The sequence below is a fragment of the Actinoplanes sp. G11-F43 genome (assembly GCF_050589265.1).
Classification (GTDB): Bacteria; Actinomycetota; Actinomycetes; order Mycobacteriales; family Micromonosporaceae; genus Actinoplanes.
In genome coordinates this window covers 187,857-213,168 of sequence record NZ_JBNZCE010000002.1, presented here as the reverse complement: position 1 = coordinate 213,168, position 25,312 = coordinate 187,857, and the positions used below count along the sequence as shown (strand labels likewise).

The window sequence follows — 25,312 nt, the reverse complement described above, 5'->3', positions numbered from 1 at the left end:
GTCGACGCTGCGCCCCGCCGGGTCCGGCTGAGTGCAGCGACGTGCGACTGTCGGAGGTCTCTTCCGCCGCGACCGTCCGCGACCGCCGGCCCCGGGTACGCCGTGAGGCGTTCCGTGTTGACGAGACCGGCACGGGGGAATACTCCCCTCCCACAGCGCCATTGTTGCGCACGGGTGGCACGAACGACACATCGGGAGGGCAAGGAGTGGTACGGCTCGCGGTCGAACCGCACATCCCGCCGGTATCGACACGCACCACTCGATTCAGTACTCCGGAGAGAGATCCGCGCTCGCCCTCAGAGTACGCCCCGAACAGCGAGATCAACCCCGTGCGGCATCCTAGTACGCTCCCCATTAGGTACGTATGGGACTCTTGCGGGCATGGTTCTCGAAGTCACCCTCATCGACGTTCTGCCCGGCCGCGAGCACGAGTTCGTCCACGCCTTCGAGCTGGCGCGGCCCGTGGTGGCGGAGGCTCCAGGCTGCCGTTCAGTGCGCCTGCAACGCGGCGTCGAGGCGCCGACCCGATTCGTCTTATTGGCCGAGTGGGACAGCATAGAAGCCCACGAACACAACTTCCGTCGTACGGATCGGCTGGCCCAGTGGCGCGCCCTGATCGGCGGGGCACTGGCACAGCCGCCGATGGCCGAGTATTTCACCGACGTGCCGACACGATGATCTCCGTCCACTGACCGGACCGCCGCTCGCCGCCCATCGACCGGTTCACCCTGTCCGCTGACCGGTTCGCCCCTGCCGGGCAGCAACCGTCGGGCCAGGCCTTCGGCAGCTTTCGCCGGGCCCGTTCGAGCGGCGGGCATCCGGCCGGCTCGCCAGGACGGGCTTCCGGCTGAGCTCGCCAGCGGCGGGCTTCCGGCCGGCCTCTCCAGACAGCGGTTTCCCGGTGGGGCTCCGCCAACAACAGGTTTCCAGCTGTGCTTCTCCAACTGCCGACTTCCGGCCGGGCTCTCCAACCTGCCGGCTTCCGGCCGAACTCTCCAATCTGCCGGCTTCCGGCCGGACTCTCCGGCAGCGGGCCTCCGGCCGGGCTCGCCAGGCGGTAGATGTCGGGGTGGGCTTTCCGGGAACGGGCGTCAAGGAGGGTCCTTCAACGGCGATCGTCAGGCCGGGGACCTGCGGTAGCGGGCGCGCCGGCCGCGGTGCTGGAAGCCGAGACGGCGGTAGAGGTTCGCCGCCGGGTTGTCGGCGTTGACGCAGAGCCAGGACTCGCCGAATCCGGCTGCGGCGGCCCGGCGTAGCGACTCCCGGATCAGCGCCGCGCCCAGACCGGTGCCGCGTGCGGCGGGCACCACGCCCACCTGGACGATCCAGCCCTCGGTCGCGGTGACGAATCCGGCGTCCCCGATGCCAGGCACGGTGGCCAGCAGCGACCAGTCCGCCCGGAAGTCGTCCTCCTCAGCGGTCTCCTCGATCCACTCGGCCGCGGGCGGATCCGGAAAGCCCGGCCGTTCCCGGAAGGCCGCCGCATACACCGCATGGAATCGGCTCCCGGTGCCCGGCGCCCACTCGGTGATCTCGATGCCCGGCGCCCACTCGGTGATCTCAGTTCCCGGAAACCGTCCGGTGATCTCGGCTCCGGGAGACCGTCCGCTGGTCTCAAGCCCGGGAAACCGTCCGGTGATCTCGGCCTCAGGAGACCGTCCGGCGGTCTCAGAGCCGAGAAACCGTCCGGTGATCTCGGCACCCGGAACCGATCCGGTTTCCGGGCGGCCGTCAGTGCCCAGCGGGATCCGCCTCTGGCCCCCGGCCAGCTCGATCCGCATCACATCCTCGGCGAAAACCAACCGGAACCCGCGACTCGCGAAGAGTTCCTCGGCCCCCGCAGAAAGTCCCTCGCTCTCCACAGTCACCCCGGCCCCACCAGCGCCCCCGGAGACATCTTGAGCGTCGACCCCGGCAGCACCAATGGCACCGGCAGCGGCAATGCCGTCGGCGGTCTCTAAAGCGACGTCCAGCAGCCGCGCCCCGATCCCGCGGCCCCGGAACTCCGGATCCACCATCCCCGTCACGATGGCGCCGTCCGGCCCGGGCCGCACCGAGACCGCGGCCACCACTCGCCCGGAAACGTTCCCAGCCGCGGCGGCGGCACCGGCGGATGTGCCCGCTGAGGGCTCACTCTCGTCCGACGTGACCGGTCTCTCGCCCACCGGGCCGCCAGCCGATGCTGCGCCCCCGGCAACCAGATCGCCAACTCCGACCCCGCTCCCGGCCCGACCACCAGAGGCCGACGGAGCGTCCCGACCACCAGACCCAGGAAGAGCGCCACCAGCCCCAGAAGGAGCAACACCAGACACGGGAGGAACGGAGGATCCACCGGGCCTCGGGAAATCGGCAGGCCCACCCGGTCCGGCAACAACCGCAGGCCCACCCGGTCCGGAGAGAACGGTGGGATCGTCTGTGGTGCGGACCACGAACGCCCTCGTGCCTGGGCCTGACCAGCGGCTCCGCACGAACCACGGGGTGGCCGCCAGCGGGAGGCCGCCGTCTGCGGCCAGGCAGCGGCGGGTGAGCCGGAGCAGGTCGTCCTCGCTCGGCTCACCCCACGGCTCGGGCTGGGCGGGTGGTGTCATGCCGCCACCCTAGACAGCCCGCTGACGCTGGACGAACGGTTATCGCACGCCCGCCGCGTCCATGCCGCGCAGCTCCTTCTTCAGCTCGTGGATCTCGTCGCGGATGCGGGCCGCCAGCTCGAACTGCAGCTCGCGGGCCGCGCCCAGCATCTGCTCGTTCAGGTCCTGGATGAGCTGGGCCAGCTCGGCACGGGCCATGCCCGCGCGCGCCGGAGCCGGAGCCGCCTTGGCCTTGGCACGGGTCTCCGGGACTGAGGCCTTGCCACGCGACATCTGCCGGCCGGAACCGCCGACGACCTCGTCGGTGTCCTCGGCCTCCTTGTAGATGTCGTCGAGGATGTCGTGGATCTTCTTCCGCAGGGCCTGCGGTTTGATCCCGTTCGCCTCGTTGTGTGCGATCTGCTTGGCCCGGCGACGGTCGGTCTCCTCGATGGCGTCCCGCATCGACGGTGTGATCTTGTCCGCATACATGTGGACCTCGCCGGACACGTTACGTGCGGCACGGCCGATGGTCTGGATCAGCGACCGGCCACTGCGCAGGAAGCCCTCCTTGTCGGCGTCGAGGATGGCGACCAGCGACACCTCGGGCAGGTCCAGGCCCTCCCGGAGCAGGTTGATGCCGACGAGCACGTCGTAGTCGCCCTTGCGCAACTCCTTGAGCAGCTCGACCCGGCGCAGGGTGTCCACCTCGGAGTGCAGATAACGGACGCGGATGCCGTTTTCCAGGAGGTAGTCGGTGAGATCCTCGGCCATCTTCTTGGTGAGGGTGGTGACCAGGACCCGCTCGTCCCGCTCGGTGCGCAACTTGATCTCGTGCATCAGGTCGTCGATCTGGCCCTTGGTCGGTTTGACCACGACCTGCGGGTCGACCAGGCCGGTCGGCCGGATGACCTGCTCGACGAACTCGCCCTGGGCCTGCTCCATCTCCCAGTTGCCGGGGGTGGCGGACAGGAACACCATCTGGCCGACCCGCTCCAGGAACTCGTCGAACCGCAGCGGCCGGTTGTCGGCGGCGCTGGGCAGCCGGAAGCCGTGCTCGATCAGGATCCGTTTGCGGGAGGCGTCGCCCTCATACATCCCGCCGATCTGCGGAATCGTCACGTGCGACTCGTCGATGACGGTGACGAAGTCGTCGGGGAAGTAGTCGAGCAGCGTATACGCCGGCTCGCCGAAGGTCCGCCCGTCCATGTGCATCGAATAGTTCTCGATGCCGTTGCAGAAGCCGACCTGCCGCATCATCTCGATGTCGTAGGTGGTCCGCATCCGGAGCCGCTGCGCCTCCAGCAGCTTGCCCTGCCGCTCGAACTCGGCCAGCCGGTCGGCCAGCTCGGCCTCGATGTCGTTGATCGCCCGTTCCATCCGCTCCGGGCCGGCGCCGTAGTGCGTGGCCGGGAAGATGATCAGCTCGTCGACCTCGCGGACCACGTCGCCGGTGAGCGGGTGCAGGTAGTAGAGCTTCTCCACCTCGTCACCGAACAGCTCGATGCGGATCGCCAGCTCCTCGTACGCCGGGATGATCTCCAGCGTGTCGCCACGAACCCGGAACGTGCCGCGCTGGAAGGCCATGTCGTTGCGCGCGTACTGGATGTCGACCAGGCGGCGCAGCAGCTTGTCCCGGTTGATGTCCTCGCCGACCTTGACCCGGACGGCCCTGTCCACATACTCCTGCGGGGTGCCGAGGCCGTAGATCGCGCTGACCGTGGCCACCACGATCGTGTCGCGCCGGGTCAGCAGGGACATCGTGGCCGAGTGCCGGAGCCGCTCGACCTCCTCGTTGACCGACGAATCCTTTTCGATGTACGTGTCGGTCTGGGCGATGTACGCCTCTGGCTGGTAATAGTCGTAGTAACTGACGAAATATTCGACGGCGTTGTTCGGCAGCAGCTCGCGGAACTCCTTGGCGAGCTGGGCACAGAGCGTCTTGTTGGGGGCCAGCACCAGCGCCGGCCGCTGCAACCGCTCGATGAGCCAGGCCGTGGTGGCGCTCTTGCCGGTGCCGGTGGCGCCGAGCAGCACGGAGTGGCGGTCGCCACGCCGGACCCGTCGCTCCAGCTCGTCGATCGCGGCGGGCTGGTCACCCGCGGGTTTGTAGTCGCTGACGACCTCGAACCGGCCGTCGAGTCGTGGGATGTCGAGCGCCATGCCACCACCGTACGTCGGGGGTATGACAAGTTTCCGGACCGCCCCGCGGACCGCCGCCGGTTCATCGAACCCGGAGAGATCCGGCGTGCTCAGGATGCACATTCGGCCCCCTCGGGCGGCATTGTCCGGTCTGCGCGGGCCACCTAACCTGGGTGTCGTGGAGGCTGCCCGCGGCGGCCGCCGGCACCGGGCCCCGACCGGGCCCGACCGCACCGTGGTCGATGCGCTACCGGACGCCCTGGCGAGCGCACCCGTGGTGGGTCGCGCGCAAGACGCGATCCGGCCGCCGCGAGGACCCCACGAAAAAACACGCCCGGATGCCAGAGACGCGGCAGGACCGGAGCCAGCAAGCCAGAAGCCGCAAGGCAGAAACCGGCAAGAACGGAAGCCGGAAGCCGCAAGGCCGGCCGGAAGCCGCAAGCCGTCGAAACGACAGGCCGGAAACGGGAGAATCAGAAAACGACCGGAACGGGACTAAACCCCCGGCTGCCACCCCGTCGCGATCGCCCAATCGTCGGCCGCCCGCGCCTCCTCCTGGAACCACGGCTCCTTGGCCTCGGCGTACCCCGCCCGGTCCGGGAATCGCACCGCCAGCTCGCTCTTCGCCGCCGCGTAGGCGTCCCGCGCCGCCGGCACCGCCCGCAGGTGATCCCGCATCAGCAGCGCGAACCGCCACCCCGGCGAGCCGGTGACCCGGACGTGCAGGTTGATCCGGTACCCGGGATCGGCGCAACCGTGCAGCCGTTTCGGCCAGGTCCGGCCGGGGCTTCCGTGCGCGTGATCCGCCCAGGTCCCCGGCCGGGCCGGGAAACCGGCCGCGCCCAGGTCGGCGGCGAGCGCGTCGGCCTCGTCCAGGGTGCGCACCCCGATCATCAGATCGATGATGTCCTTGGCGGGCAGGCCGGGCACCGCCGTCGAGCCGATGTGATGGACGGTGGCCCGGTCGCCGATGCCGTGCCGGATCCGGGCGATCAGGCGGGCCGCGGTCACCGGCCACGACGGGTCGGCCGGCACGATCCGCAACTCCGGGCTCTTCCGCACGGACCGCCCGGAACGGAGATTCCGCTCGAACTCCACCAGCCGGTCCCGCCACAGCGCGTCCACCCGGGCGTGCAGGCCGTCCAGATCGTCCTCATTGGTCAGCAGCACGTCACCGGCGGCCCGGCGCTGCTCGTCGCTGGTCTGCGCATCGATGCGGGCATCCGCCTCGGCCGGGGACATGCCACGGATGCGGGTGAGACGTTCGACACGCACCGCGCGGTCCGCCATCACCACGATCAGCAGATGGTACGTGGGACCGTAGCCCGCCTCGATCAGCAGCGGGACATCGTTGACCACGATCGCGTCCGGAGCCGCCGCGTGGGTCAGCGAGGCGGTCCGGACCCGTACCCGCGGATGAATGATCTTTTCCAGGCTCCGTCGCGCCGACTCGTCGCCGAAGACCTGACGCCCCAGCGCCGGCCGGTCCAGCGCGCCCTCCGGGGTCAGCACGCCGGAGCCGAAGGTGGCGACGATCTCGGCCAGCCCGTCCGTGCCCGGTTCGACCACCTCACGAGCCAGCAGATCGGCGTCGATGATCACCGCACCGTGCTCGGCGAGCCGGCGCGCCACCGCGCTCTTGCCCGCCCCGATCCCACCGGTCAGCCCGACTCTCAGCATGAGATCAGTATCCCGGCGGCGGCACCGTGAACGGAATGGGTGGAGGGCCACGCGGGCGGCGACAATCACGGAAAGAAATGGCGGAGGACCACACCGACAGCCACGCACGGAAGGCCGGGGCGAAGGGCCGGGGCGGAAGGCCAGGACGGCGGCGGCGCTCACGGCAGAACGATGAGGCGGGAACGACGGCACTCACCGAACGACGATGAGACAGGAACGGCGGCGCTCACGGGAGGGCGATGAGGCCGATCCGGCGAAGTGGCCGAGGTGGCCGTTCAGGAATGGCGAAAGGCCGCCCCGGCGCCAGGGCGGCCTTTCGGTGGAACCAACTACCGCAGGATCAGCTTCCGCTGGATCAGCTCTTGCCGCCGGCCAGCTTCTCGCGCAGAGCCGCGAGAGCCTCGTCGGTGGCCAGGGTGCCCGCGGGCTCCTCGGCAGCGCGGGCCGGAGCCGACGAGCTGGTCGAGGAGGACGACGAGGTGGTCACGCCGCCGGCCGGAGCCGGGTTGAGCGCGGCCTCGGCGTCGGCGTCGCGGGACGCCTGCACCTGCTTGGTGTGGGCCTCCCAGCGCTCGCGGGCGTCGGCGTACTGCTTCTCCCACGTCTCGCGCTGCTTCTCGAAGCCCTCGAGCCACTCGCCCGTCTCCGGGTCGAAGCCCTCCGGGTAGATGTAGTTGCCCTCGTTGTCGTACGTGGCAGCCATGCCGTAGAGGGTCGGGTCGAAGTGCTCCTCGCCCTCGACGAAGCCCTCGTTGGCCTGCTTGAGCGACAGCGAGATCCGGCGGCGCTCCAGGTCGATGTCGATGACCTTGACCAGCACGTCCGAACCCACCTGGACGACCTGCTCGGGCAGCTCGACGTGACGCTCGGCCAGCTCGGAGATGTGCACCAGGCCCTCGATGCCGTCGTCCACGCGGACGAAGGCGCCGAACGGAACCAGCTTGGTGACCTTGCCCGGCACGATCTGGTTGATCGCGTGGGTCCGGGCGAACTGGCGCCACGGGTCCTCCTGCGTCGCCTTCAGCGACAGGGAGACACGCTCACGGTCCAGGTCGACGTCGAGAACCTCGACCTCGACCTCCTGGCCCACCTCGACGACCTCGGACGGGTGGTCGATGTGCTTCCAGGAGAGCTCGGAGACGTGCACCAGGCCGTCCACGCCACCCAGGTCAACGAAGGCACCGAAGTTGACGATGGAGGACACGACGCCCTTGCGGACCTGGCCCTTCTGCAGCTTGTTGAGGAACTCGGTGCGAACCTCGGACTGCGTCTGCTCGAGCCAGGCGCGGCGGGACAGGACCACGTTGTTGCGGTTCTTGTCCAGCTCGATGATCTTCGCCTCGAGCTCGCGGCCGACGTACGGCTGCAGGTCGCGGACACGACGCATCTCCACCAGCGAAGCCGGCAGGAAGCCACGGAGGCCGATGTCGAGGATGAGGCCACCCTTGACGACCTCGATGACGGAGCCACGAACGACGCCGTCGTCTTCCTTGATCTTCTCGATGGTGCCCCACGCGCGCTCGTACTGCGCACGCTTCTTCGAGAGGATCAGACGACCTTCCTTGTCCTCCTTGGTGAGGACGAGGGCTTCGATGTGGTCACCGACCGACACCACTTCCGCGGGGTCCACGTCATGCTTGATCGACAACTCGCGCGAGGGGATGACGCCCTCGGTCTTGTAGCCGATGTCGAGCAGGACCTCGTCCCGATCGACCTTGACGACGGTGCCTTCGACAATGTCGCCGTCGTTGAAGTACTTGATGGTCTCGTCGATGGCCGCGAGGAATGCTTCCTCGGATCCGAGATCGTCGACGGTGACCCGGTTGGCGCTCGAGGTGGCCTCGATGCTGCTCGTCATGTGGACAGTTGCTCCGAACGGATGGATTCGTGGTGTCTCGCGCACTCCACGGAACTGCCGCCGGAGACGACACGAGCGAGCCACACGACCACCCGGGGGCGGTCTCATCAAAGCAGTCGATCATGCCGGGACCGGCGACCACGGAACCTGCTCCCTGCCGAGGTACACGTTCCGCGAGCGCATCGACTAGCTTACCGTGCGCATTACCACAGGTTGCAAGCCCTCCCGACTACTGCGGCACATTGCTGGTGGAGAACCCGCCATCATGCCCCTTATGAGCCGAATCCGGACGGCTGCCACGCCTGCCGTACGGTTGCCGGGTGACCTCGTCCCACTCGTCCGATACCACCGTGCCGCGCGTCACCGAGACCGAGGCACGCCGCGCCAACCGGGCCTGGTGGGACCTCGACGCCGACGACTACCAGGACGAACACGGCGCCTTCCTCGGCGACGTCGACTTCGTCTGGTGCCCGGAGCGGCTCCGCGAGTCGGATGCGCGACTGCTCGGCCCGGTGGCGGGCAAGCGGATCCTGGAACTCGGCGCCGGCGCCGCGGCCGCCTCCCGCTGGCTGCGGCGGGAGGGTGCCCACCCGGTCGCCCTCGACCTGTCCGCGGGCATGCTGCGGCATGCGGCCGAGGCCGCCGGGCGCAGCGGGGTCCGGGTGCCGCTGGTCCAGGCCGACGCGATGGCCCTGCCGTTCGCCACCGGCGGCTTCGACATCGTGTGCACGGCTTTCGGGGCGATCCCGTTCGTGGCCGACTCGGCGGCGGCGATGCGCGAGGTGGCCCGGGTGTTGCGCCCCGGCGGCAGCTGGGTCTTCTCGGTCACCCACCCGATGCGGTGGATCTTCTGGGACGAGCCGGACGAGACCGGGCTGGTCGCCCGCAATTCCTACTTCGACCGTACGCCGTACGTGGAACGTGACGACGACGGCACCGTCACCTACCTGGAACAGCACCGCACCCTCGGCGACCGGGTCCGTGAGCTGACGGCTGCCGGTTTCGTCCTGCGCGACCTGGTCGAGCCGGAGTGGCCGGCGGGCCACGAGGAGACCTGGGGCCAGTGGAGCCCGCTCCGGGGCCGGCTGTTCCCGGGCACCGCGATCTTCGTCTGTGACCTGCCCGAACGCTGAACGCCCAGCGGTTTCCGGGGCCGGGCGCCGGGTATCCGGCCACCATGACAACTGCGATGAAAAGCCTCAGAAAGGGCGACAAGGTCAGCTGGCGGAGTCACGGCGAGACCGTCCACGGCACCGTGCAACGGAAGATCACCCGCCGGACCGAGACCGCCGGACGTGCCGTGGCGGCCTCGCCCGAAGAGCCGCAGTACCAGGTCGAGAGCGACAGGACCGGCAAGGACGCGGTCCACAAGCCGGAGGCCCTGCGACATGGCTGACACCGAGGTGTACGGGGATTTCCGGGACGCGGTGAACATGACCGCCGCCGAACTTCGCAGCTGGCTCGACAGCGACGAGTCCAAGAGCGTCGGCCAGAAACGCACGGCCGGCTCGGAGTCGGTCGGCCACGACTCGGGCCGGAAGATCGTCCGGATCCTCGGCACGAAGAAGGCCGACCTGACCGAGGCCGACGAGCGGCACATGCGCAAGGTGGTCGGCTATGTCCACCGGCACACGGCGCAGCGGCCGTCCGGCGACGTCGCGGACAGCCCGTGGCGCCACTCCTTGATGAACTGGGGCCACGACCCTCTCAAGAAGTAGCGGGGACACCGGCTAGACGGTCGCCGGAGCGGGACGTTCGGCGTCGAGGATGCCGGCCAGGCGGGAGAGCTCGCCCGGGATGGCGCGGTAGTAGACCCAGGTGCCGCGGCGGGAGCCGTGGACGAGGCCCGCCTCACGCAGGATCCGCAGGTGGTGCGAGATGGTGGGGCCGGTGAGCGGGAAGGCGTCGCTGAGATCGCAGACACAGATCTCACCCTCGGCAGCCGAGGCGATCATGGACAGCAGCCGGAGCCGCACCGGGTCGCCGAGCGCCTTGAACGTCCCGGCGAGGTCCCCGGCCCGGTCGGAGTCGAGCGGCGCGTGCGCGAGCCCGAGGACGGCCGGCCCGGCAGCGGGCCGGCCGAGAGCGGCCGAGGCGGCGGCGAGCGGAGGGGATGCACGGGGTGTGACGGATGTGGTGGTCGGTCCGGTGACGGTCACCGGCTGGCGATCAGCGTCGGGGCCCGGGCGAACCTCAATCGACGTCGATTGAATCGGCATCGGCCCAGGGTGTCAGATCAGCTTGACCATTGGCGACGCCACCACCCGGACGGGTATCCGACAATCTTGCGCCTGTCACCCGGGAGGACCAGCTGTCTCTACATCGGGTCGACGGGACATCACGGTAGGTGACGGCCGTCGGCCCGCCCATGACGGGCGGGCCGGCACGGGTCAGTGATCGGCGCCGTTCCAGTCCCGGCCGGAACCGATCGAGACCTCCAGCGGGACCGACAGCGGGTAGGCGCCGCCCATCTCCCGGCGCACCAGCTCCTCCAGGGCCGGCTGCTCACCGGCGGCGACCTCGAAGACGAGTTCGTCGTGGACCTGCAGGAGCATCCGGGAGCTCAGCCCGGCGTCCTTCAGCGCCTCGTCCACGTGCAGCATCGCGACCTTGATGATGTCCGCGGCGGAGCCCTGGATCGGGGCGTTCAGTGCCATCCGCTCGGCCATCTCCCGGCGCTGGCGGTTGTCGCTGCTCAGGTCGGGCAGGTAGCGGCGGCGGCCGAGGATGGTGGCGGTGTAGCCGTCCTTGCCGGCCCGCTGCACCACGGCCTGCAGATAGTCGCGGACGCCACCGAAGCGCTCGAAGTACTCCGTCATCAGGGTGCGCGCCTCCTCGGTGGAGATGCTCAGCTGGTTGGAGAGACCGAAGGCGCTCAACCCGTACGCCAAGCCGTAGTTCATGGCTTTGATCTTGCGGCGCTGATCGGGGGTGACCTCGTCCAGGGCGACGTGGAAGACCGACGAGGCGGTGGCCGCGTGGAAGTCGGCGCCGGAGTTGAAGGCCGCGATCAGGGCGTCGTCACCGGACAGGTGCGCCATGATCCGCATCTCGATCTGGCTGTAGTCGGCGGTCATCAGGGTGTCGTAGCCCGAGCCGACCACGAAGGCGCGGCGGATCCGGCGGCCCTCCTCGGTGCGGATCGGGATGTTCTGCAGGTTGGGGTCGGTGGACGACAGCCGGCCGGTGGCCGCCACGGTCTGGTTGAACGTGGTGTGGATGCGGGTGTCGTCGGACACCGACTTGAGCAGGCCGTCGACCGTCGACTTGAGCTTGGCGACGTCGCGGTGGCGCAGCAGGTGGGCCAGCAGCGGGTCACCGGTCTGGGCGAACAGACTGGTCAGGGCGTCGGCGTCGGTGGTGTAGCCGGATTTGATCTTCTTGGTCTTGGGCAGCTCGCGCTCGACGAAGAGGATCTCCTGGAGCTGCTTGGGCGAGCCCAGGTTGAACTCGCGGCCGACCACCTCGTGCGCGGCCACCTGCGCCGATTTCACCTCGGCGGCGAAGTGCGACTCCAGCTCCGACAGGTAGTCGATGTCGGCGGCGATCCCGCGCCGCTCCATCTCGGCGAGCACGATCGACAGCGGCTGCTCGACGTCGGCGAGCAACCGGACGGACTCACCGCCGTCCCGGGACAGCTCGGTGGTGATCACCTCGGCCAGGTCGAGGGTGGCCCGGGCGCGCAGCATGACGGCCTGCTCGGCGGCGTGGTCGTCGCCGTCGCCGTCGAAGCTGAGGGCGAGCTGCCCGTTGCCCGGCTCCTCCACCTTCAGCTCGCGCTTGAGGTAGCGCAGGGCGAGGTCGGTGAGGTCGTACGCCCGCTGGTCGGGTTTGGCCAGATAGGCGGCGAGAGCGGTGTCGGTGGCCACCCCGGCGAGCTGCCAGCCGTGGGCGTGGAAGGCGAGCAGAGCCGGCTTGAAGTCGTGCAGGATCTTCGGCCGGGACGGCTCGGCCAGCCAGGCGGCCACCGCACGCTCGTCGTCCTCGTCCAGCTCGGCCGGATCGAACCAGGCGGCCGGCCCACCGGCGGTGGCCACCGCGACACCGGTGAGACGCCCGGTGCCCCGGCCGAAGGCGCCGGTGACGGCGACGCCGACCGGGTCGGTGCCGGCGTGCTCACGCAGCCAGGCGGCCACCGCGCCGGTGCGCAACACCCGGCCCTCGATGTCGAACCCGGCCTCGGCCTCGGGCTCGACGGCGTCGAGGTAGGAATAGAGCCGCTCGCGCAGCACCCGGAACTCCAGCGCGTCGAAGAGCTGGTGCACGGCCTCCCGGTCCCAGCCCTGCCAGCGGGTCTCCTCTGGCCGGACCGGCAGCTCCAGGTCACGGACCAGAGCGTTCAGCTCGTAGTTGCGCACCACCGCGGCGAGGTGGGCGCGCAGGTTCTCCCCCGCCTTGCCCTTGATCTTGTCGGCCGCGGCGACCACCCCGTCGATGCCGCCGAACTCGGTGATCCACTTGGCCGCGGTCTTCGGCCCGACGCCGGGCACGCCGATCAGGTTGTCGCTGGTCTCGCCGACCAGGGCCGCCTTGTCCCGGTAGAGGTGTGGCGGGACGAGCTGTTTCTCCTCGACCAGGGCCGGGGTCATCCGCCAGACCTCGGAGACGCCACGGCTGGGGTAGAGGACGGTGACATGCTCCTCGACCAGCTGGAGGGCGTCCCGGTCGCCGGAGGAGATCAGCACCTCCATGCCCGCGTCGCGGCCCCGGGTGGCGAGGGTGGCGATGACGTCGTCGGCCTCGAAACCTGCTTTCTCGACGACGGTGATGCGGAGCGCCTCGAGGACCTCTTTGATCAGCGGGACCTGGCCCTTGAACTCGGGCGGGGTCTCGGCGCGGCCGGCTTTGTACTCCGGGTACCTCTCGGTGCGGAAGGACACCCGGGAGACGTCGAAGGAGACGACGATGTGCGTCGGCTTCTCGTCGCGCAACATGTTGATCAGCATCGAGGTGAAGCCGAACACCGCGTTCGTATGCTGGCCGGTCGCGGTGCTGAAGTTCTCCTTGGGCAGCGCGTGGAACGCGCGGTAGGCCAGGGAGTGGCCGTCGAGCAGCAGCAGTCGGGGGGTCTGGGCTTCGTCGCTCACGTCCCAGGACTCTAGTCGCCCGGTCCGACAAGTTTCCGGACACACCACGGGGCGGTCACCTGCGAAGGTGGCCGCCCCGTGGGCACTACCGGTCAGGCGACGCCGAGGTAGGCGTCCTTCACCGACGGGTCGTTGAGCAGCTCCTGGCCGGTGCCGCTCTTCACGATCGAGCCGGTCTCCAGCACGTACGCCCGGTGCGCGCGGCTGAGCGCCTGCTGGGCGTTCTGCTCGACCACCAGCACGGTGGTGCCCTGGCTGTTGATCTCCGAGATGATCTCGAAGATCTGCTGGATCAGCATCGGGGCGAGACCCATCGAGGGCTCGTCGAGCAGCAGCAGCTTCGGCCGCGTCATCAGCGCCCGGCCGACCGCGAGCATCTGCTGCTCACCGCCGGACAGGGTGCCGCCGGCCTGCTTGCGCCGCTCCAGCAGCCGCGGGAACAGCGAGAAGCACCGCTCCAGGTCCTCGGCGATGCCCGCCTTGTCCCGGCGGGTGTAGGCACCGATCTCCAGGTTCTCCATCACCGACATGCCCGGGAACACGCCCCGGCCCTCCGGTGACTGGCCGACGCCCAGGATGACCCGCTTGTCGGCACGCAGTTTGGTGATGTCCTGGCCGTCGAAGACGATCGAGCCCTTGGCCACCGGGCGCAGGCCGGAGATGGCCCGCATGGTGGTGGTCTTGCCGGCGCCGTTGGCACCGATCAGGGCGACGATCTCACCCTGGCCGACCTCCAGGGAGATCCCGTGCAGGGCCTGGATCCGGCCGTACTCCAGAACCAGGTCCTTGATCTCAAGCAGCATCGGTCGGCACCCCCAGGTAGGCCGCGATCACCTTCGGGTTGTCACGGACCTCGGCCGGCAGGCCGTCCGCGATCTTCTGCCCGAACTCCAGCACCGTGATCCGGTCGGTGACGCCCATGACCAGGCGCATGTCGTGCTCGATCAGCAGCACCGTGACACCGGAGTCGCGGACCTTGCGGATCAGTTCCAGCAGCTCCTGCTTCTCGGTCGGATTGAAGCCGGCGGCCGGCTCGTCCAGACAGAGCAGCTTCGGCTTGGTGGCCAGCGCGCGGGCGATCTCCAGGCGGCGCTGCTCACCGTAGGACAGGTTGCGGGCCAGCTCGCCGGCCCGGCCGGTGATCCCGACGAACTTCAGGAGGTCGTGCGCGAGGTCACGACCACCGCGCTCCTCCTTCCAGAACCGGGGCAGGCGGAGCATCGCGGAGAAGACGCCGGTCTTGTGGTGGGCGTCCGCGCCCACCATGACGTTCTCCAGCGCGGTCATCTCCGGGAACAGCCGGATGTTCTGGAACGTCCGGGCGATGCCCATCTGGGTGATCTTGTGGCGGCGCTGCCCACTGATCTTGGTCCCGTCGAAGGTGATCGAGCCCTCGGTCAGCTGGTAGACGCCGGTGATCGCGTTGAACAGCGTGGTCTTGCCCGCGCCGTTCGGCCCGATCAGGCCCAGGATCTCGCCCTTGCGGATGTGGAAGTCGACGTTGTTCAGGGCGGTGACGCCACCGAACCGCAGCGTCGCCTTGTCCACGCTGAGCAGGTTCTCACTCACTGGCGACAGCCTCCTTCCGGCGGTCCTCGAACTCCGCGGCCCGCCGCTTGCTGGCCACGATGCCCTGCGGCCGGAAGATCATCATCACGATCAGCACCAGGCCGAACACCGCGATCCGGTACTCCGCCGGGTCGAAGTTCAGGCCCAGCTCGCTACCCACACCGCGCAGCCACTCCGGCAGGTACCAGGTGATCGCACCACCCACGATGGCACCCGCGATGTTCCCGGCGCCACCGAGCACCACCGCGGCCAGCACCAGGATGGAGTTCTCCAGCAGGAAGCTGTCCGAGTTGATGAAGCCGCGGTTGCCCGCGAACAGCGCGCCGGACAGACCGCCGACGGCGGCGCCGATCGCGAACGCGGCCAGCTTGTAGAGGAAGGTCGGAACACCCATGATCTGGGCGGCGTCCTCGTCCTCACGGATCGCGACCCAGGCCCGGCCGACCCGGCTGCGCGCCAGGTTCCGCACCAGGAACACGATCACGATGATCACGGTCAGAGCCAGCCAGTAGTACGGGCGGGCGTCGGTCACCCCGAAGATCGGCTCGCCACCGGACTCGCCCGGCGGGTGCGGGATCGACGGGATGCCCCGCTGACCCTGCAGGATGCCCTCGTTACGGGCGGCGTAGAGCCGGATCATCTCGGCGAAACCGAGCGTCACGATGGCCAGGTAGTCACCGCGCAGTCGCAGCGTCGGGCCACCGAGGATGACACCACCGATCAGCGTCACCACCACAGCCACCGGCACCGCGGCCAGCCACGGCCAGGTCACGTCCAGCCGGCTCTCCGGCGACGTCAGCAACGCCACCGTGTAGGCCCCGATCGCGAAGAAGCCGTAGTAACCGAGGTCCAGCAGGCCGGCGAAGCCGACCACCACGTTAAGGCCGACCGCCAGCAGGACGAAGACCGCGGTGTCGAACAACACCTGGGCCATGTCCGAACGGGCGGTGTAGAACGGAAGGTAGAACTCGCCCAGCGGGATGCCGAGGTATTCGTAGAAGGCACGGTTCGGCAGCAGGTAGAGGAAGACCACCAGCGCGCCGATGCCCGCCCAGCGGAACTGCGGCGGCATGTTCTCCCACCGCGACTTCAGCACCGAGCCGTTGCCCTTGCCGTTGCCGTTGGTCTCGGCCGTCTTGTCGACACTCATGCGCGCGCCCTCCCCAGCGACTCGCCGAGCAGACCGGTCGGCCGGAACATCAGCAGGATCACCAGCAGTACGAAGCCGGTGAAGTCCTTCCACTCACCGCCGAACAGGCCGGCGGCGTAGTTCTCCACGACGCCCAGCAGCAGGCCACCGATCAGCGCGCCGCGCAGGTTGCCGATGCCGCCGAGCACGGCCGCCGAGAACGCCTTCAGACCGATCAGGAAGCCCACGTTGAACTTGGTGAAGCCGTACCGGATGTTCCACAGCAGTGCGGCCACGCCGGCCATCGCCCCGCCCAGCACGAACACCAGCAGGATGATGCGGTTCTTGTTGATACCCATCAGGGCCGCGGTGTCCGGGTCCTGCGCCACCGCGCGGATGCCCTTGCCCATCCGGCTGCGGTTCACGAACTGGTCCAGGCCCGCCATCATCAGCAGCGCGATGCCCAGCACCAGGATCTGGGTGTTGGTCACCCGGAACGGGCCGACCGAGAAGACGACCGCGGACTCCAGGATCGACGGCGGACCGAACGGCGCGCGGTGCGTGAAGATGCCGATCATCTCGGCCAGGAAGAGCGAGGCCCCGATCGCGGTGATCAGGAAGGCCAGCGGGGGCGCGTTGCGCCGGCGCAGCGGCCGGTAGGCCACCACCTCGACGGTCACCGCGGTCGCTGCCGACGCCACGGCGCCGGCCAACAGGCCGACGATGATCAACAGGACGATCGTGCCGATCCCGTCGATCTTGGTGTTCTGGTCGAAGCCCATCCAACCCCACGTCCACATGGTGGTGAACGTGCCGATCATGAAGACCTCGGAGTGCGCGAAGTTGATCAGCCGCAGCACGCCGTATACCAGAGTGTAACCGAGGGCGACAAGGGCATAGATGGCGCCCTGTTCCAACCCTGTCATTGTTAAATCAGGAAAATTCCTGATAAGTCCGTCGAAGTCCAAAGTGCGCGCTCCCGCATCGCGGAGGGGTAGTCAGACAAACCGATGCGGCCGGGAGTACACCTCCCGGCCGCATCGAAGCGGCCGCTCAGGCGGCCCGCTCACGAGCCATGCAGCTCGATCAGGACTTCGGGATCTCCTGGTCCTGGACGACCTTGCCACCCTGGACCTTGAACGCCCACACCAGGACCTCCGCCGGGTCGAGGTCACCGTCGGCCTCGAACTTGTAGGTCACACCGGTGGCCGCACCGACCTTGTTGTAGCCCGAGATGAAGGTGTTCAGCTTCTCGCGGGTGGTGTTGCCGCCCTTGATGCCCTCGAGCGCGATGTTGGTGATGTCGAAGGAGACATCGGCGTACGTGCCCGGCTCGGCGTTGTCGAACGCGGCCTTGTAGTCGGTCACGAAGGTGCCCTTGGCCTCGGTCGCCGGGGCGCACGGGCAGGTCAGGATGGTGCCCTCGGCAGCGGCGTCGCCGGCCACCTTGACGAAGTTCGCGTCGTTGACGCCGTCACCGGCGACCATCGTGCCCTTCCAGCCGGCACCCTTCAGCTGCTTGAGCAGCAGGCCCGCCTCGGTGTAGTAGCCACCGAAGAACAGGGCGGTCGCGCCACTGCTGGCGATCTTGGTCGAGACGGCCGAGAAGTCGGTCTGCTTGACCTGGACCTTGTCGTTGCCGATGACCTTCGCGCCGAGGACCTTGGTGACCTCGTCGGCCAGACCGGCGCCGTACGCGGACTGGTCGTCCACGACGTACACCTTCTCGGCCTTCAGCACCTGGTCGATGTAACGACCGGCGGCCGGGCCCTGCGACTCGTCGTTGCCGACACCACGGTGGAAGGTCTTCCAGCCCTTGGTGGACAGCGACGGACGCGTCGCCGACGGCGTGATCGTCGGGAGACCCGCGGCCTCGAAGACCGGGTCGGCGACCTCGGACTCACCCGAGAACGCCGGGCCGATGATCGCGGTCACCTTGGCGTCGCTGACCGCCTGCTGCGCCAGGGCCGGGGCCTTGGCCGGGTCGCCCTGCGAGTCCAGCTCGAGCAGTTCGACCTTGCAGTCCGCGTTCGCCGTGTTGTACTGGTCGATGGCGAGCTTGGTGCCGTTGCGCATGTGGATACCGAGACCGGCCGCGTCACCCGTCAGGGCGCCGAAGAAGCCGATCTTCAGGCCACAGGCGGCACTGTCGCCGCCGCCGGTCGACTCACTGGGGCTGTCCGCCTTACACGCGGCAGTGCCACCCAACATGAACGCGGCAACCGCAGCCGCGCCCACCGCCCGAAAAAGCTTCTGCCTCAAGGCAAGATTCCCTTCATCAATGGCTTCCGGGGCTTCACGCCGAGGGGTGTCCTCGACGAAAAGTCACGGAGCCGGCACAGCAGCCGGTCTTGCGGCGGGACGTTATCCCACGGTCAGTAGCCACGAGTAGCAAATTGGCTGCGCATTGACCGAACCGTTACCCGACTCCAAGATCGTGTTGCCGCCATATGACGCGGATCAGCCGAACGCGCTACTTCAACCGTCCGAACGGGTCTGCCGTCACCCACAGCCGCGCCCCCGAACCGCCGTCCCACAACAGCGTCAGTCGATCCCCCGCCCCGGCCAGCGCCGCCACCGTGGCCACCGACCGTGACAACGCCGCCGGCGGCTCCACAGCCGTCCACGACACGCCGGCGTCCGGTGACGACCACAATCCGAACCGGTCACCGGAACCGGTCAGCGCGACCACCCGGCCGGCCGCCACCGCACCCGACACCGACGGCGGCACCCCCACGCCGGCCGACCCGAACACCGGGCCCGGCACCCACCGGCCACCCGACACGCGCCACCCGCGGAACCCCTCCGACACCCCCAGCAGCACCGGACCGGCCCAGAACAACTCCCCCGCGCCGGGCGCCTCCACCGGCACCGCCGACCAGCCACCGGCCGCGTCCCACGACCACACCGCCGGACGCCGCGCCCCGTCCACCGGCGCCGCGCCCACCACCAGCCAGCCACCCGCCGACGCCACCGCGTCCGACGCCCACGACCGGGCGCCCGCGCCGGGCCGCGGGACGAACTCCGCACCGTCCGGCGAGGACCACACCGACGCGCCCGACACCCGGTTGCCGACGATCAGAAAACCACCATCGCCGGTACGCACCCGCCCGGCGTTCACCGCCTCGGCGCCACCGAACAGCTCGAACGGCGCGGACACCTCACGCACCGGACCCGCCGGCGGCCCCACCCACGAACTCACCCGCGGATTGCCGTGCACCCCACCCGACTTCGCGCCCAGCAGGACCAGACTCCGGCCGGAACACGCCACCGCCGACAACACGCTCCGCCCGCCGTAGAACGACACCGGCTCCAGAGCCACCGGACCCCACGACACCGCGTCGGCACTCGACCACACCGCGGGCCGCGTCTCCCCCGACGCCTCCCGCACCCCACCCACGACGAACCAAAACCCACCGCACTCCGTCACGTCACGTGCCAGAGCCGTCCCCGACCCCACCGGCAGCGACGACTCCCGCCACACCACCGGACCGGAATCAGACGGCGGCGCCGGGGAACAGCCGGCCAGCAGACCGGCCGACACCAGCGCCGCCGTCACCCGTCTCACTGCGGCGGCTCGGCCTCCGCCTGCTGCTCGGCCAGGATCCGGTCGGCGACCTCACGCATCGTCATCCGGTGGTCCATCGCGGTCCGCTGGATCCACTTGAACGCCTGCGGCTCGGTCATCGAATACTTCGTCATCAGCTCGCCCTTGGCGCGCTCCACCGACTTGCGCGTCTCCAGCCGGTCGGTCAGCCCGGCGACCTCCTGCTCCAGCACGGCGATCTCGGAATACCGGGACAGGGCGATCTCGATCGCCGGCACCAGATCGGACTTCTGGAACGGCTTCACCAGATACGCCATCGCACCGGCCGCACGGGCCCGCTCCACCAGATCCCGCTGACTGAACGCGGTCAGGATCACCACCGGGGCGATCCGCCCGCCGGCGATCCGCTCGGCCGCCGCCAGCCCGTCCATGATCGGCATCTTGATGTCGAGGATCACCAGGTCCGGCTTCAGATCCTCGGCGAGGCGCACGGCGGTCTCGCCGTCCCCGGCCTCACCGACGACGTCGTAGCCCTCCTCGACGAGCATCTCGGCGAGGTCCAGGCGGATGAGGGCCTCGTCCTCGGCGATGAGCACCCGCTTGCGCTCGGCACCAGCCTGCGTGTCGGCCACGGAAACCCCTACCCCCAGAACGTCGATGTCGCGACACCCCGGTATGTGGGTGTCGCCGCCCTAAGCCTAGTGGGTAGGCTGTGTCTTGCTCGGGTTGGCGTGACCGAACTTGCGTCCGCCCGTGTGGACTCGTCCTCGTAGACCAACCGGCAGAGTCGATGCTCTCAAACAGCATTCAGTGTGGGTTCGAATCCCACCGAGGACACCGATGACGCCGCCCGCATTTCCCCGGGCGGCCCCTTGATCGTTTCGGGGATTCCCCAGGCGGGTGCCGATGACGCCAGTGTTGATCATCGAGCCCGAGGTGGGGCGACTCCGCCACATCCGGAGCACATCGACCATCATCGAATGATGGTCGTGCCGGAATTCACGCGCGTGCCATTTCCGACCGATGGACGCCACGTTTCCGGCTGAATACGCCGCTCGCGGGCCAGCCATTCCGAACACGGGTCACCGCCACCATTCGACCACCCCGGAACGGGCGGCGCGCGCCAAAGACCGGAACCGGTGCGGGCGGGGCGGGGCGGGCGGCTCGTCACCCGTACCGGCGCAAGGGTTTTGTCGGCGAACGGCGGGCCACGGTCGGCTGCGGATGCTGTCATGGCAGGGACAGTTCCCGCAGGAGGCCTCATGTTGTCGTCCGGTTCCGCGCCGTTGACCGTCAAACGCGGCAGCATGTGGACATTCCTCATGTTCGCCGGTGCGGCGTGGCTGGTGATCGGCTGGGCGGTGCTGCGACTGGAGGCGGCCGACATCGCCGCGGTGGCCGGGCCGGTGGTGCTGTTCGGCGCGGTGTGCGAGATGCTGCGCGCCCTCGCCGGCACCCGGACATGGTGGCTCAACGCGGGCATGGCGGTACTGTTCACCGCCACCGGGCTGATCCTGATGCTCGGCATCGACTCGTCACTGACCGCTCCCGCCTCACTGATCGGCTGGTACCTGATGGTGCGCGGCGCGATCGACGTCGCCGTCGGGATCATGACCCGCGGCTCGGACCGGGTGTGGAGCCTGCTGGTCACCGTCGGCGTGCTGGAGACCGGGCTGGGATTCTTCTCGGCCAGCCCGTTCGCCCGGTCCGCCGAACTCGTGACGGTCGTCCTCGGCGGGCTCGGCATCCTGCGGGCGGTCGCCGAACTGGTCACCGCGCTACGCCTGCGGGAAGTCGCCGGGCCGCGCCGCGACGTGCTGGAACTGCCGCCGGAACGGGCCGCCGGGCTGGCCGGGTACGCGGCCGGGATGGCCGACACCGAGAACGCCCCACGGGAACGGGTGGCGCGGCATCGGGCCCGGCCGGACGACGAGGCCGAAACCTTCCACGACCGGGTGGTACGCACCACCGCGGACCTGGACTCGATGCTCGCCCAGGCGGGAGTGACGAATCCGCGGGCGGGCGCGGCCCACCGGGAGACAACGGCCGGCCCGGCGTCACCCGGGCCCCACCCACCCACCGCAACCCATGCGGCCGGTCCCCACGCGTCAGGCCCCAACGCGACCCCCGCAACCCACGATCCCGGTACGCGGGTGAACCCGGCGGCCGGGACACACACGGCCCCACTATCGGCAGGGGCGCACGCAGCCCCACTACCGGCAGAAACGCACGCAGCGCCGCTGCCGGCAGGGGCGCACGCGGCGCCAATGCCGGTCGGAGCACACGCGGCGGCCCCGGCGCCCGCCGGTTTACACATGGCGTCGCTGCCGAACGGGATGCACAACGCTCCAGCGACTGCTGGGATGCACATGGCCCCGATGACAACCGGAACGCACGCGGCGCCGGAATTGCCGGAAGACGCGACGGGCGACATGAAAAAGCGCTGATCAGCTTGTCTCCCCGGCCCCGCCGGTGGTGGATCGCCCATCGGCCGGTCGCCAGGCCGAGATCCACTCCGGCGGGGTTCCGCACCAGCCCAAACCGCGTGCCGACTTCCGGTCCGATCCACACCACAACGCGGCACACCGGGGTGCGGGAACCGCAACGTGCCGACTTCCGGCACGGAACGGACCGCAGCGCGGCACACCACGACCCACCAGCCGCGACGTGCCGACCTCCGACACAGAACGCACCACAACGCGGCACACCGGAATGCGCGAACCGCAACGTGCCGACCTCCGGCACGAAACGCACCACAACGCGGCACACCACGACCCACCAGCCGCGACGTGCCGACCTCCGGCACGGAACGGACCGCGGCGCGGCACACCACGACGCACCAGTTGCGGCGTGCCGACTTCCGGGGCGGAACGGACCGCGGCGCGGTGCGGGAGGGGTGGGGTTCGGGGGGCCTCAGCCGCCGATGCGGCGGAGCAGGCCCTCCTGGACGGCGCTGGCGATGTGGCGGCCGTCGCGGGTGAACATGCGGCCGTTGGCCAGGCCCCGGGCACCGCTGGCGGACGGGCTGGCACTGTCGTACAGGAACCACTCGTCGGCCCGGAACGGGCGGTGGAACCACAGCGCGTGGTCGAGGCTCGCGCCGATCACGCCACCCGGGCCCCACACCTCACCGTGCGTCGACAGCACCGCGTCGAGCAGGCTCATGTCGCTGGCGTAGGTGAGCGCACAGGCGTGGATCAGCGGATCGTCGGGGAGTTTGCCGTCCAGCCGCATCCACACCCGCTGCACCGGATCGGCGCCCCGGTCGCCGGGCGGGACCCAGCCGGGAATCCCCACGTACCGCACGTCGACCGAGCGTGGTGAGGCCTTGAACATGGCCATCCGGGACGGGTACCGCTCGACCCAGTCGAGCATGGTGGGCACGTCCTCGGGCGGCGGCACGTCGGTCGGCGCGGGGGTGTGGTGGTCGAGGCCCTCCTCGGGGATCTGGAAGGACGCCGACATGAAGAAGATGGTCTTGCCGTGCTGTTTCGCGGTCGAGCGCCGGACCGAGAACGAGCGGCCGTCCCGGATCGTCTCCACGTGGAAGTCGATCGGCACGGTGGGGTCGCCGGCCCGGACGAAGTAGCCGTGCAGGCTGTGCACGAGCCGGGCCGGGTCGACGGTGCGGCCGGCGGCGACCAGCGCCTGCCCGGCGACCTGGCCGCCGAACACGCGCTGCGCACCGGTCTGGGGGCTCTCGCCCCGGAACGTGGCCGCGTCGACCCGCTCCAGATCCAGCAGATCCAGGAGCTGATCGACGGCGGCCTGTCCGTGGAGCAAGGTCACACCTTGGCCGGGTCGACCAGGGAGCCGATCTGGTGGACGCGCAGGGTGTTGGTGGAGCCGGGCGCGTTCGGCGGGGAGCCGGCCACGACGACCACGTAGTCGCCGGGCTTGGCCAGGCCCATGCTCAGCATCTTCGCGTCGACCTGCCGGAACATGTCGTCGGTGTGCTCGACGAAGTCGGTCAGGAAGGTCTCCACACCCCAGCTGAGGGCGAGGGTGTTGCGGACCTCGGCGACCGGGGTGAACGCGTACAGCGGGAGGTCGCAGTGCAGGCGGGCGAGACGCTTGACGGTGTCACCGGTCTGCGAGAAGGCGACCAGGGCCTTGGCGCCGATGTTGCGGGCGATCTGCGAGGCGGCGACGGTCAGGGCGCCACCGTGGGTACGCGGGTCGTGCTGGAGACGCGGCACGCCCATGCCACCGGCCTCGGTGGTGGTGACGATCTTGGCCATGGTGCTGACGGTGAGCACCGGGTACTTGCCGACCGAGGTCTCGCCGGACAGCATCACCGCGTCGGCGCCGTCGAGCACCGCGTTGGCGACGTCGGAGGCCTCGGCGCGGGTGGGCCGCGAGTTCTCGATCATCGAGTCGAGCATCTGGGTGGCCACGATGACCGGCTTGGCGTTCTCCCGGCACAGCTGGACGGCGCGCTTCTGCACCAGCGGGACCTGGTCGAGGGGAAGCTCGACGCCGAGGTCACCGCGGGCGACCATGACACCGTCGAAGGCGAGGACGATGGCCTCGAGGTGGTCGACCGCCTCGGGCTTCTCCACCTTGGCGATGACCGGGACCCGGCGGCCCTCCTCGTCCATGATCTTGTGGACGAGGTCGATGTCCTCGGGAGCGCGGACGAAGCTGAGCGCGACCAGGTCGACGCCGAGGGACAGGGCGAAGCGCAGGTCGGCCTCGTCCTTGTCGCTCAGGGCCGGGACGCTGACCGCGACGTTCGGCAGGGAGACGCCCTTGTTGTTGCTGACCGGGCCGCCCTCGGTGACGAGGCAGTGGATGTCCTCGCCCTCCACCTCGGTGACCTCGATGGCGACCTTGCCGTCGTCGATCAGGAGGCGGTCCCCGACCTTGACCTCGTGCGGGAGCTTCTTGTAGGTGCAGGAGACCCGGTCCTTGGTGCCGAGGATCTCCTCGCTGGTGATGACGACGCGGTCGCCGGTCTCCCAGCGGTGCGGGCCGTCGGCGAACTTGCCGAGGCGGATCTTCGGGCCCTGCAGGTCACCGAGGATGGCGACCGGGCGGTCGGCCTGGGCGGCGGCCGCGCGGACCAGCTCGTACATCTCCCGGTGGTTCTCCTGGGTGTCGTGGCTGAAGTTCATCCGGGCCACGTTCATACCCGCTTCCACCAGTCCGAGCATGCGCTCCGGGGACTTGGTGGCGGGGCCCATCGTGCAGACGATCTTTGCGCGGCGTGTCACGGCCATCAGGCTAGTCCTTCTTTCGGGGCGGCCTGGCGGCCGACCCCCGTCTTCGGCATGAAATGCGGGTGTCGACGGCGAGGTCAACCCGCTGTGCGGTAGCGAGGTGCGCTGCGTCGTCCGCGGGCTTCAGCGACCGCCGGATCAGCCTAGCGTTCGCGTTCCGGCGCCCGTCGGCACATGCCCCAACCCAGGCTCAGGCAGCGGAAAGGCACGGCAGGAGAGACAAAACCGGCTTGTGTACGGGGTTCAGCCCGCCTCGCGAAAAAGAACAATTCGGGCACAAGGGTGTCCGGGATCACCAGGTGAGCCGGGCCGTGGGGCCACTGACGGCACCGGACGGCCCGGAGCGGGGCACGAAACAGGGCGAAGGACCGCGGGCGAACAGGGCGAAGGACCGTCGGACGACAGGGCGAAGGACCGTGGAACGACCGGGCGAAGGACCGTGAAGCGACAGGGCGAAGGACCGCGGATGGACAGGCCGGACGACTGCGGGCAGGGGCCGGCAGCCGGGAAA

General features: G+C 69.5%; 20 protein-coding genes, 1 tRNA gene and 1 pseudogene. 6 read left to right on the top strand and 16 right to left on the bottom strand.

Going from position 1 to position 25,312, the window contains the following annotated elements; all coding sequences use genetic code 11:
* Window positions 1-381: 381 nt before the first annotated feature.
* Window positions 382-678 (top strand): antibiotic biosynthesis monooxygenase family protein, encoded by a 297-nt coding sequence (locus ACQ0O7_RS01810; protein ID WP_430779935.1) that lies wholly within the window; start codon window positions 382-384, stop codon window positions 676-678.
* Window positions 679-1,118: 440 nt separating this feature from the next.
* On the opposite strand, the gene ACQ0O7_RS01805 is transcribed toward ACQ0O7_RS01810, so the two are convergent.
* The 5 genes and pseudogenes from ACQ0O7_RS01805 to rpsA all read right to left on the bottom strand — a co-directional run bounded on the left by ACQ0O7_RS01805 (window position 1,119) and on the right by rpsA (window position 8,355).
* A complete protein-coding gene (locus ACQ0O7_RS01805; protein ID WP_430779968.1) occupies window positions 1,119-1,781 on the bottom strand; it encodes a GNAT family N-acetyltransferase in 663 nt (220 codons plus the stop codon).
* A gap of 171 nt (window positions 1,782-1,952) precedes the next feature.
* Window positions 1,953-2,588: pseudogene (locus tag ACQ0O7_RS01800) on the bottom strand (GNAT family N-acetyltransferase); the annotation flags it as partial.
* Between the two features lie 39 nt (window positions 2,589-2,627).
* Window positions 2,628-4,730, bottom strand: coding sequence for an excinuclease ABC subunit UvrB (uvrB, locus tag ACQ0O7_RS01795; protein WP_430779934.1), 2,103 nt, complete (start codon window positions 4,728-4,730; stop codon window positions 2,628-2,630).
* A gap of 474 nt (window positions 4,731-5,204) precedes the next feature.
* A complete protein-coding gene (coaE, locus tag ACQ0O7_RS01790; protein WP_430779933.1) occupies window positions 5,205-6,389 on the bottom strand; it encodes a dephospho-CoA kinase in 1,185 nt (394 codons plus the stop codon).
* Window positions 6,390-6,744: 355 nt separating this feature from the next.
* Window positions 6,745-8,355 carry a 30S ribosomal protein S1 gene (rpsA, locus tag ACQ0O7_RS01785; protein WP_430779932.1) on the bottom strand — a complete coding sequence of 537 codons (1,611 nt, stop codon included), beginning with the start codon at window positions 8,353-8,355 and terminating at the stop codon, window positions 6,745-6,747.
* 212 nt (window positions 8,356-8,567) lie between these two features.
* On the opposite strand from rpsA, the gene ACQ0O7_RS01780 reads away from it, so the two are divergent.
* Genes ACQ0O7_RS01780 through ACQ0O7_RS01770 form a run of 3 tightly spaced genes read left to right on the top strand, consistent with a single transcriptional unit; the run spans window position 8,568 to window position 9,965 of the window.
* Entirely contained in the window at window positions 8,568-9,380 is an 813-nt protein-coding gene (locus tag ACQ0O7_RS01780) for a class I SAM-dependent methyltransferase (protein ID WP_430779931.1), read from the top strand.
* Between the two features lie 56 nt (window positions 9,381-9,436).
* Window positions 9,437-9,643, top strand: a complete 207-nt coding sequence (locus tag ACQ0O7_RS01775; RefSeq protein ID WP_430779930.1) for a DUF2945 domain-containing protein — start codon at window positions 9,437-9,439, stop codon at window positions 9,641-9,643.
* On the top strand, window positions 9,636-9,965 hold the full coding sequence (locus ACQ0O7_RS01770; protein WP_430779929.1) for a DUF3140 domain-containing protein: 330 nt from the start codon (window positions 9,636-9,638) through the stop codon (window positions 9,963-9,965). The genes ACQ0O7_RS01775 and ACQ0O7_RS01770 overlap by 8 nt, the downstream gene beginning before the upstream one ends.
* A 12-nt stretch (window positions 9,966-9,977) precedes the next feature.
* On the opposite strand, the gene ACQ0O7_RS01765 is transcribed toward ACQ0O7_RS01770, so the two are convergent.
* From ACQ0O7_RS01765 to ACQ0O7_RS01725, 9 genes are all read right to left on the bottom strand, one after another.
* Window positions 9,978-10,406, bottom strand: a complete 429-nt coding sequence (locus tag ACQ0O7_RS01765) for an ArsR/SmtB family transcription factor (protein WP_430779928.1) — start codon at window positions 10,404-10,406, stop codon at window positions 9,978-9,980.
* Window positions 10,407-10,637: 231 nt separating this feature from the next.
* On the bottom strand, window positions 10,638-13,334 hold the full coding sequence (gene polA / locus ACQ0O7_RS01760; RefSeq protein ID WP_430779927.1) for a DNA polymerase I: 2,697 nt from the start codon (window positions 13,332-13,334) through the stop codon (window positions 10,638-10,640).
* Window positions 13,335-13,426: 92 nt separating this feature from the next.
* Window positions 13,427-14,137, bottom strand: a complete 711-nt coding sequence (locus ACQ0O7_RS01755; protein ID WP_430779926.1) for an ABC transporter ATP-binding protein — start codon at window positions 14,135-14,137, stop codon at window positions 13,427-13,429.
* Window positions 14,127-14,912, bottom strand: a complete 786-nt coding sequence (locus tag ACQ0O7_RS01750) for an ABC transporter ATP-binding protein (protein ID WP_430779967.1) — start codon at window positions 14,910-14,912, stop codon at window positions 14,127-14,129. The genes ACQ0O7_RS01755 and ACQ0O7_RS01750 overlap by 11 nt, the downstream gene beginning before the upstream one ends.
* Window positions 14,896-16,053 carry a branched-chain amino acid ABC transporter permease gene (locus ACQ0O7_RS01745; RefSeq protein ID WP_430779925.1) on the bottom strand — a complete coding sequence of 386 codons (1,158 nt, stop codon included), beginning with the start codon at window positions 16,051-16,053 and terminating at the stop codon, window positions 14,896-14,898. Before ACQ0O7_RS01745 ends, ACQ0O7_RS01750 begins: the two co-directional genes overlap by 17 nt.
* Window positions 16,050-17,000, bottom strand: coding sequence for a branched-chain amino acid ABC transporter permease (locus ACQ0O7_RS01740; RefSeq protein ID WP_430779924.1), 951 nt, complete (start codon window positions 16,998-17,000; stop codon window positions 16,050-16,052). Before ACQ0O7_RS01740 ends, ACQ0O7_RS01745 begins: the two co-directional genes overlap by 4 nt.
* Window positions 17,001-17,118: 118 nt before the next feature.
* Window positions 17,119-18,243 (bottom strand): branched-chain amino acid ABC transporter substrate-binding protein, encoded by a 1,125-nt coding sequence (locus ACQ0O7_RS01735; RefSeq protein ID WP_430779923.1) that lies wholly within the window; start codon window positions 18,241-18,243, stop codon window positions 17,119-17,121.
* A gap of 262 nt (window positions 18,244-18,505) precedes the next feature.
* A complete protein-coding gene (locus ACQ0O7_RS01730) occupies window positions 18,506-19,591 on the bottom strand; it encodes a hypothetical protein (RefSeq protein ID WP_430779922.1) in 1,086 nt (361 codons plus the stop codon).
* A 5-nt stretch (window positions 19,592-19,596) separates the two neighbouring features.
* Window positions 19,597-20,211, bottom strand: coding sequence for an ANTAR domain-containing response regulator (locus ACQ0O7_RS01725; protein WP_430779921.1), 615 nt, complete (start codon window positions 20,209-20,211; stop codon window positions 19,597-19,599).
* A gap of 131 nt (window positions 20,212-20,342) precedes the next feature.
* Between ACQ0O7_RS01725 and ACQ0O7_RS01720 the strand changes: the two genes are divergently transcribed.
* Together ACQ0O7_RS01720 and ACQ0O7_RS01715 are read left to right on the top strand one after the other, a co-directional pair.
* A tRNA-Leu gene (locus ACQ0O7_RS01720) sits at window positions 20,343-20,416 on the top strand.
* Between the two features lie 425 nt (window positions 20,417-20,841).
* Complete coding sequence (locus tag ACQ0O7_RS01715) at window positions 20,842-22,026, top strand: hypothetical protein (RefSeq protein ID WP_430779920.1); 1,185 nt, start codon at window positions 20,842-20,844, stop codon at window positions 22,024-22,026.
* 466 nt (window positions 22,027-22,492) lie between these two features.
* Here ACQ0O7_RS01715 and ACQ0O7_RS01710 read toward each other — a convergent pair whose 3' ends face one another.
* Together ACQ0O7_RS01710 and pyk are read right to left on the bottom strand one after the other, a co-directional pair.
* Window positions 22,493-23,362: an acyl-CoA thioesterase gene (locus tag ACQ0O7_RS01710; protein ID WP_430779919.1), complete on the bottom strand. Its 870-nt coding sequence runs from the start codon at window positions 23,360-23,362 to the stop codon at window positions 22,493-22,495.
* Between the two features lie 2 nt (window positions 23,363-23,364).
* Window positions 23,365-24,801: a pyruvate kinase gene (gene pyk / locus ACQ0O7_RS01705; protein ID WP_430779918.1), complete on the bottom strand. Its 1,437-nt coding sequence runs from the start codon at window positions 24,799-24,801 to the stop codon at window positions 23,365-23,367.
* Window positions 24,802-25,312: the final 511 nt, after the last annotated feature.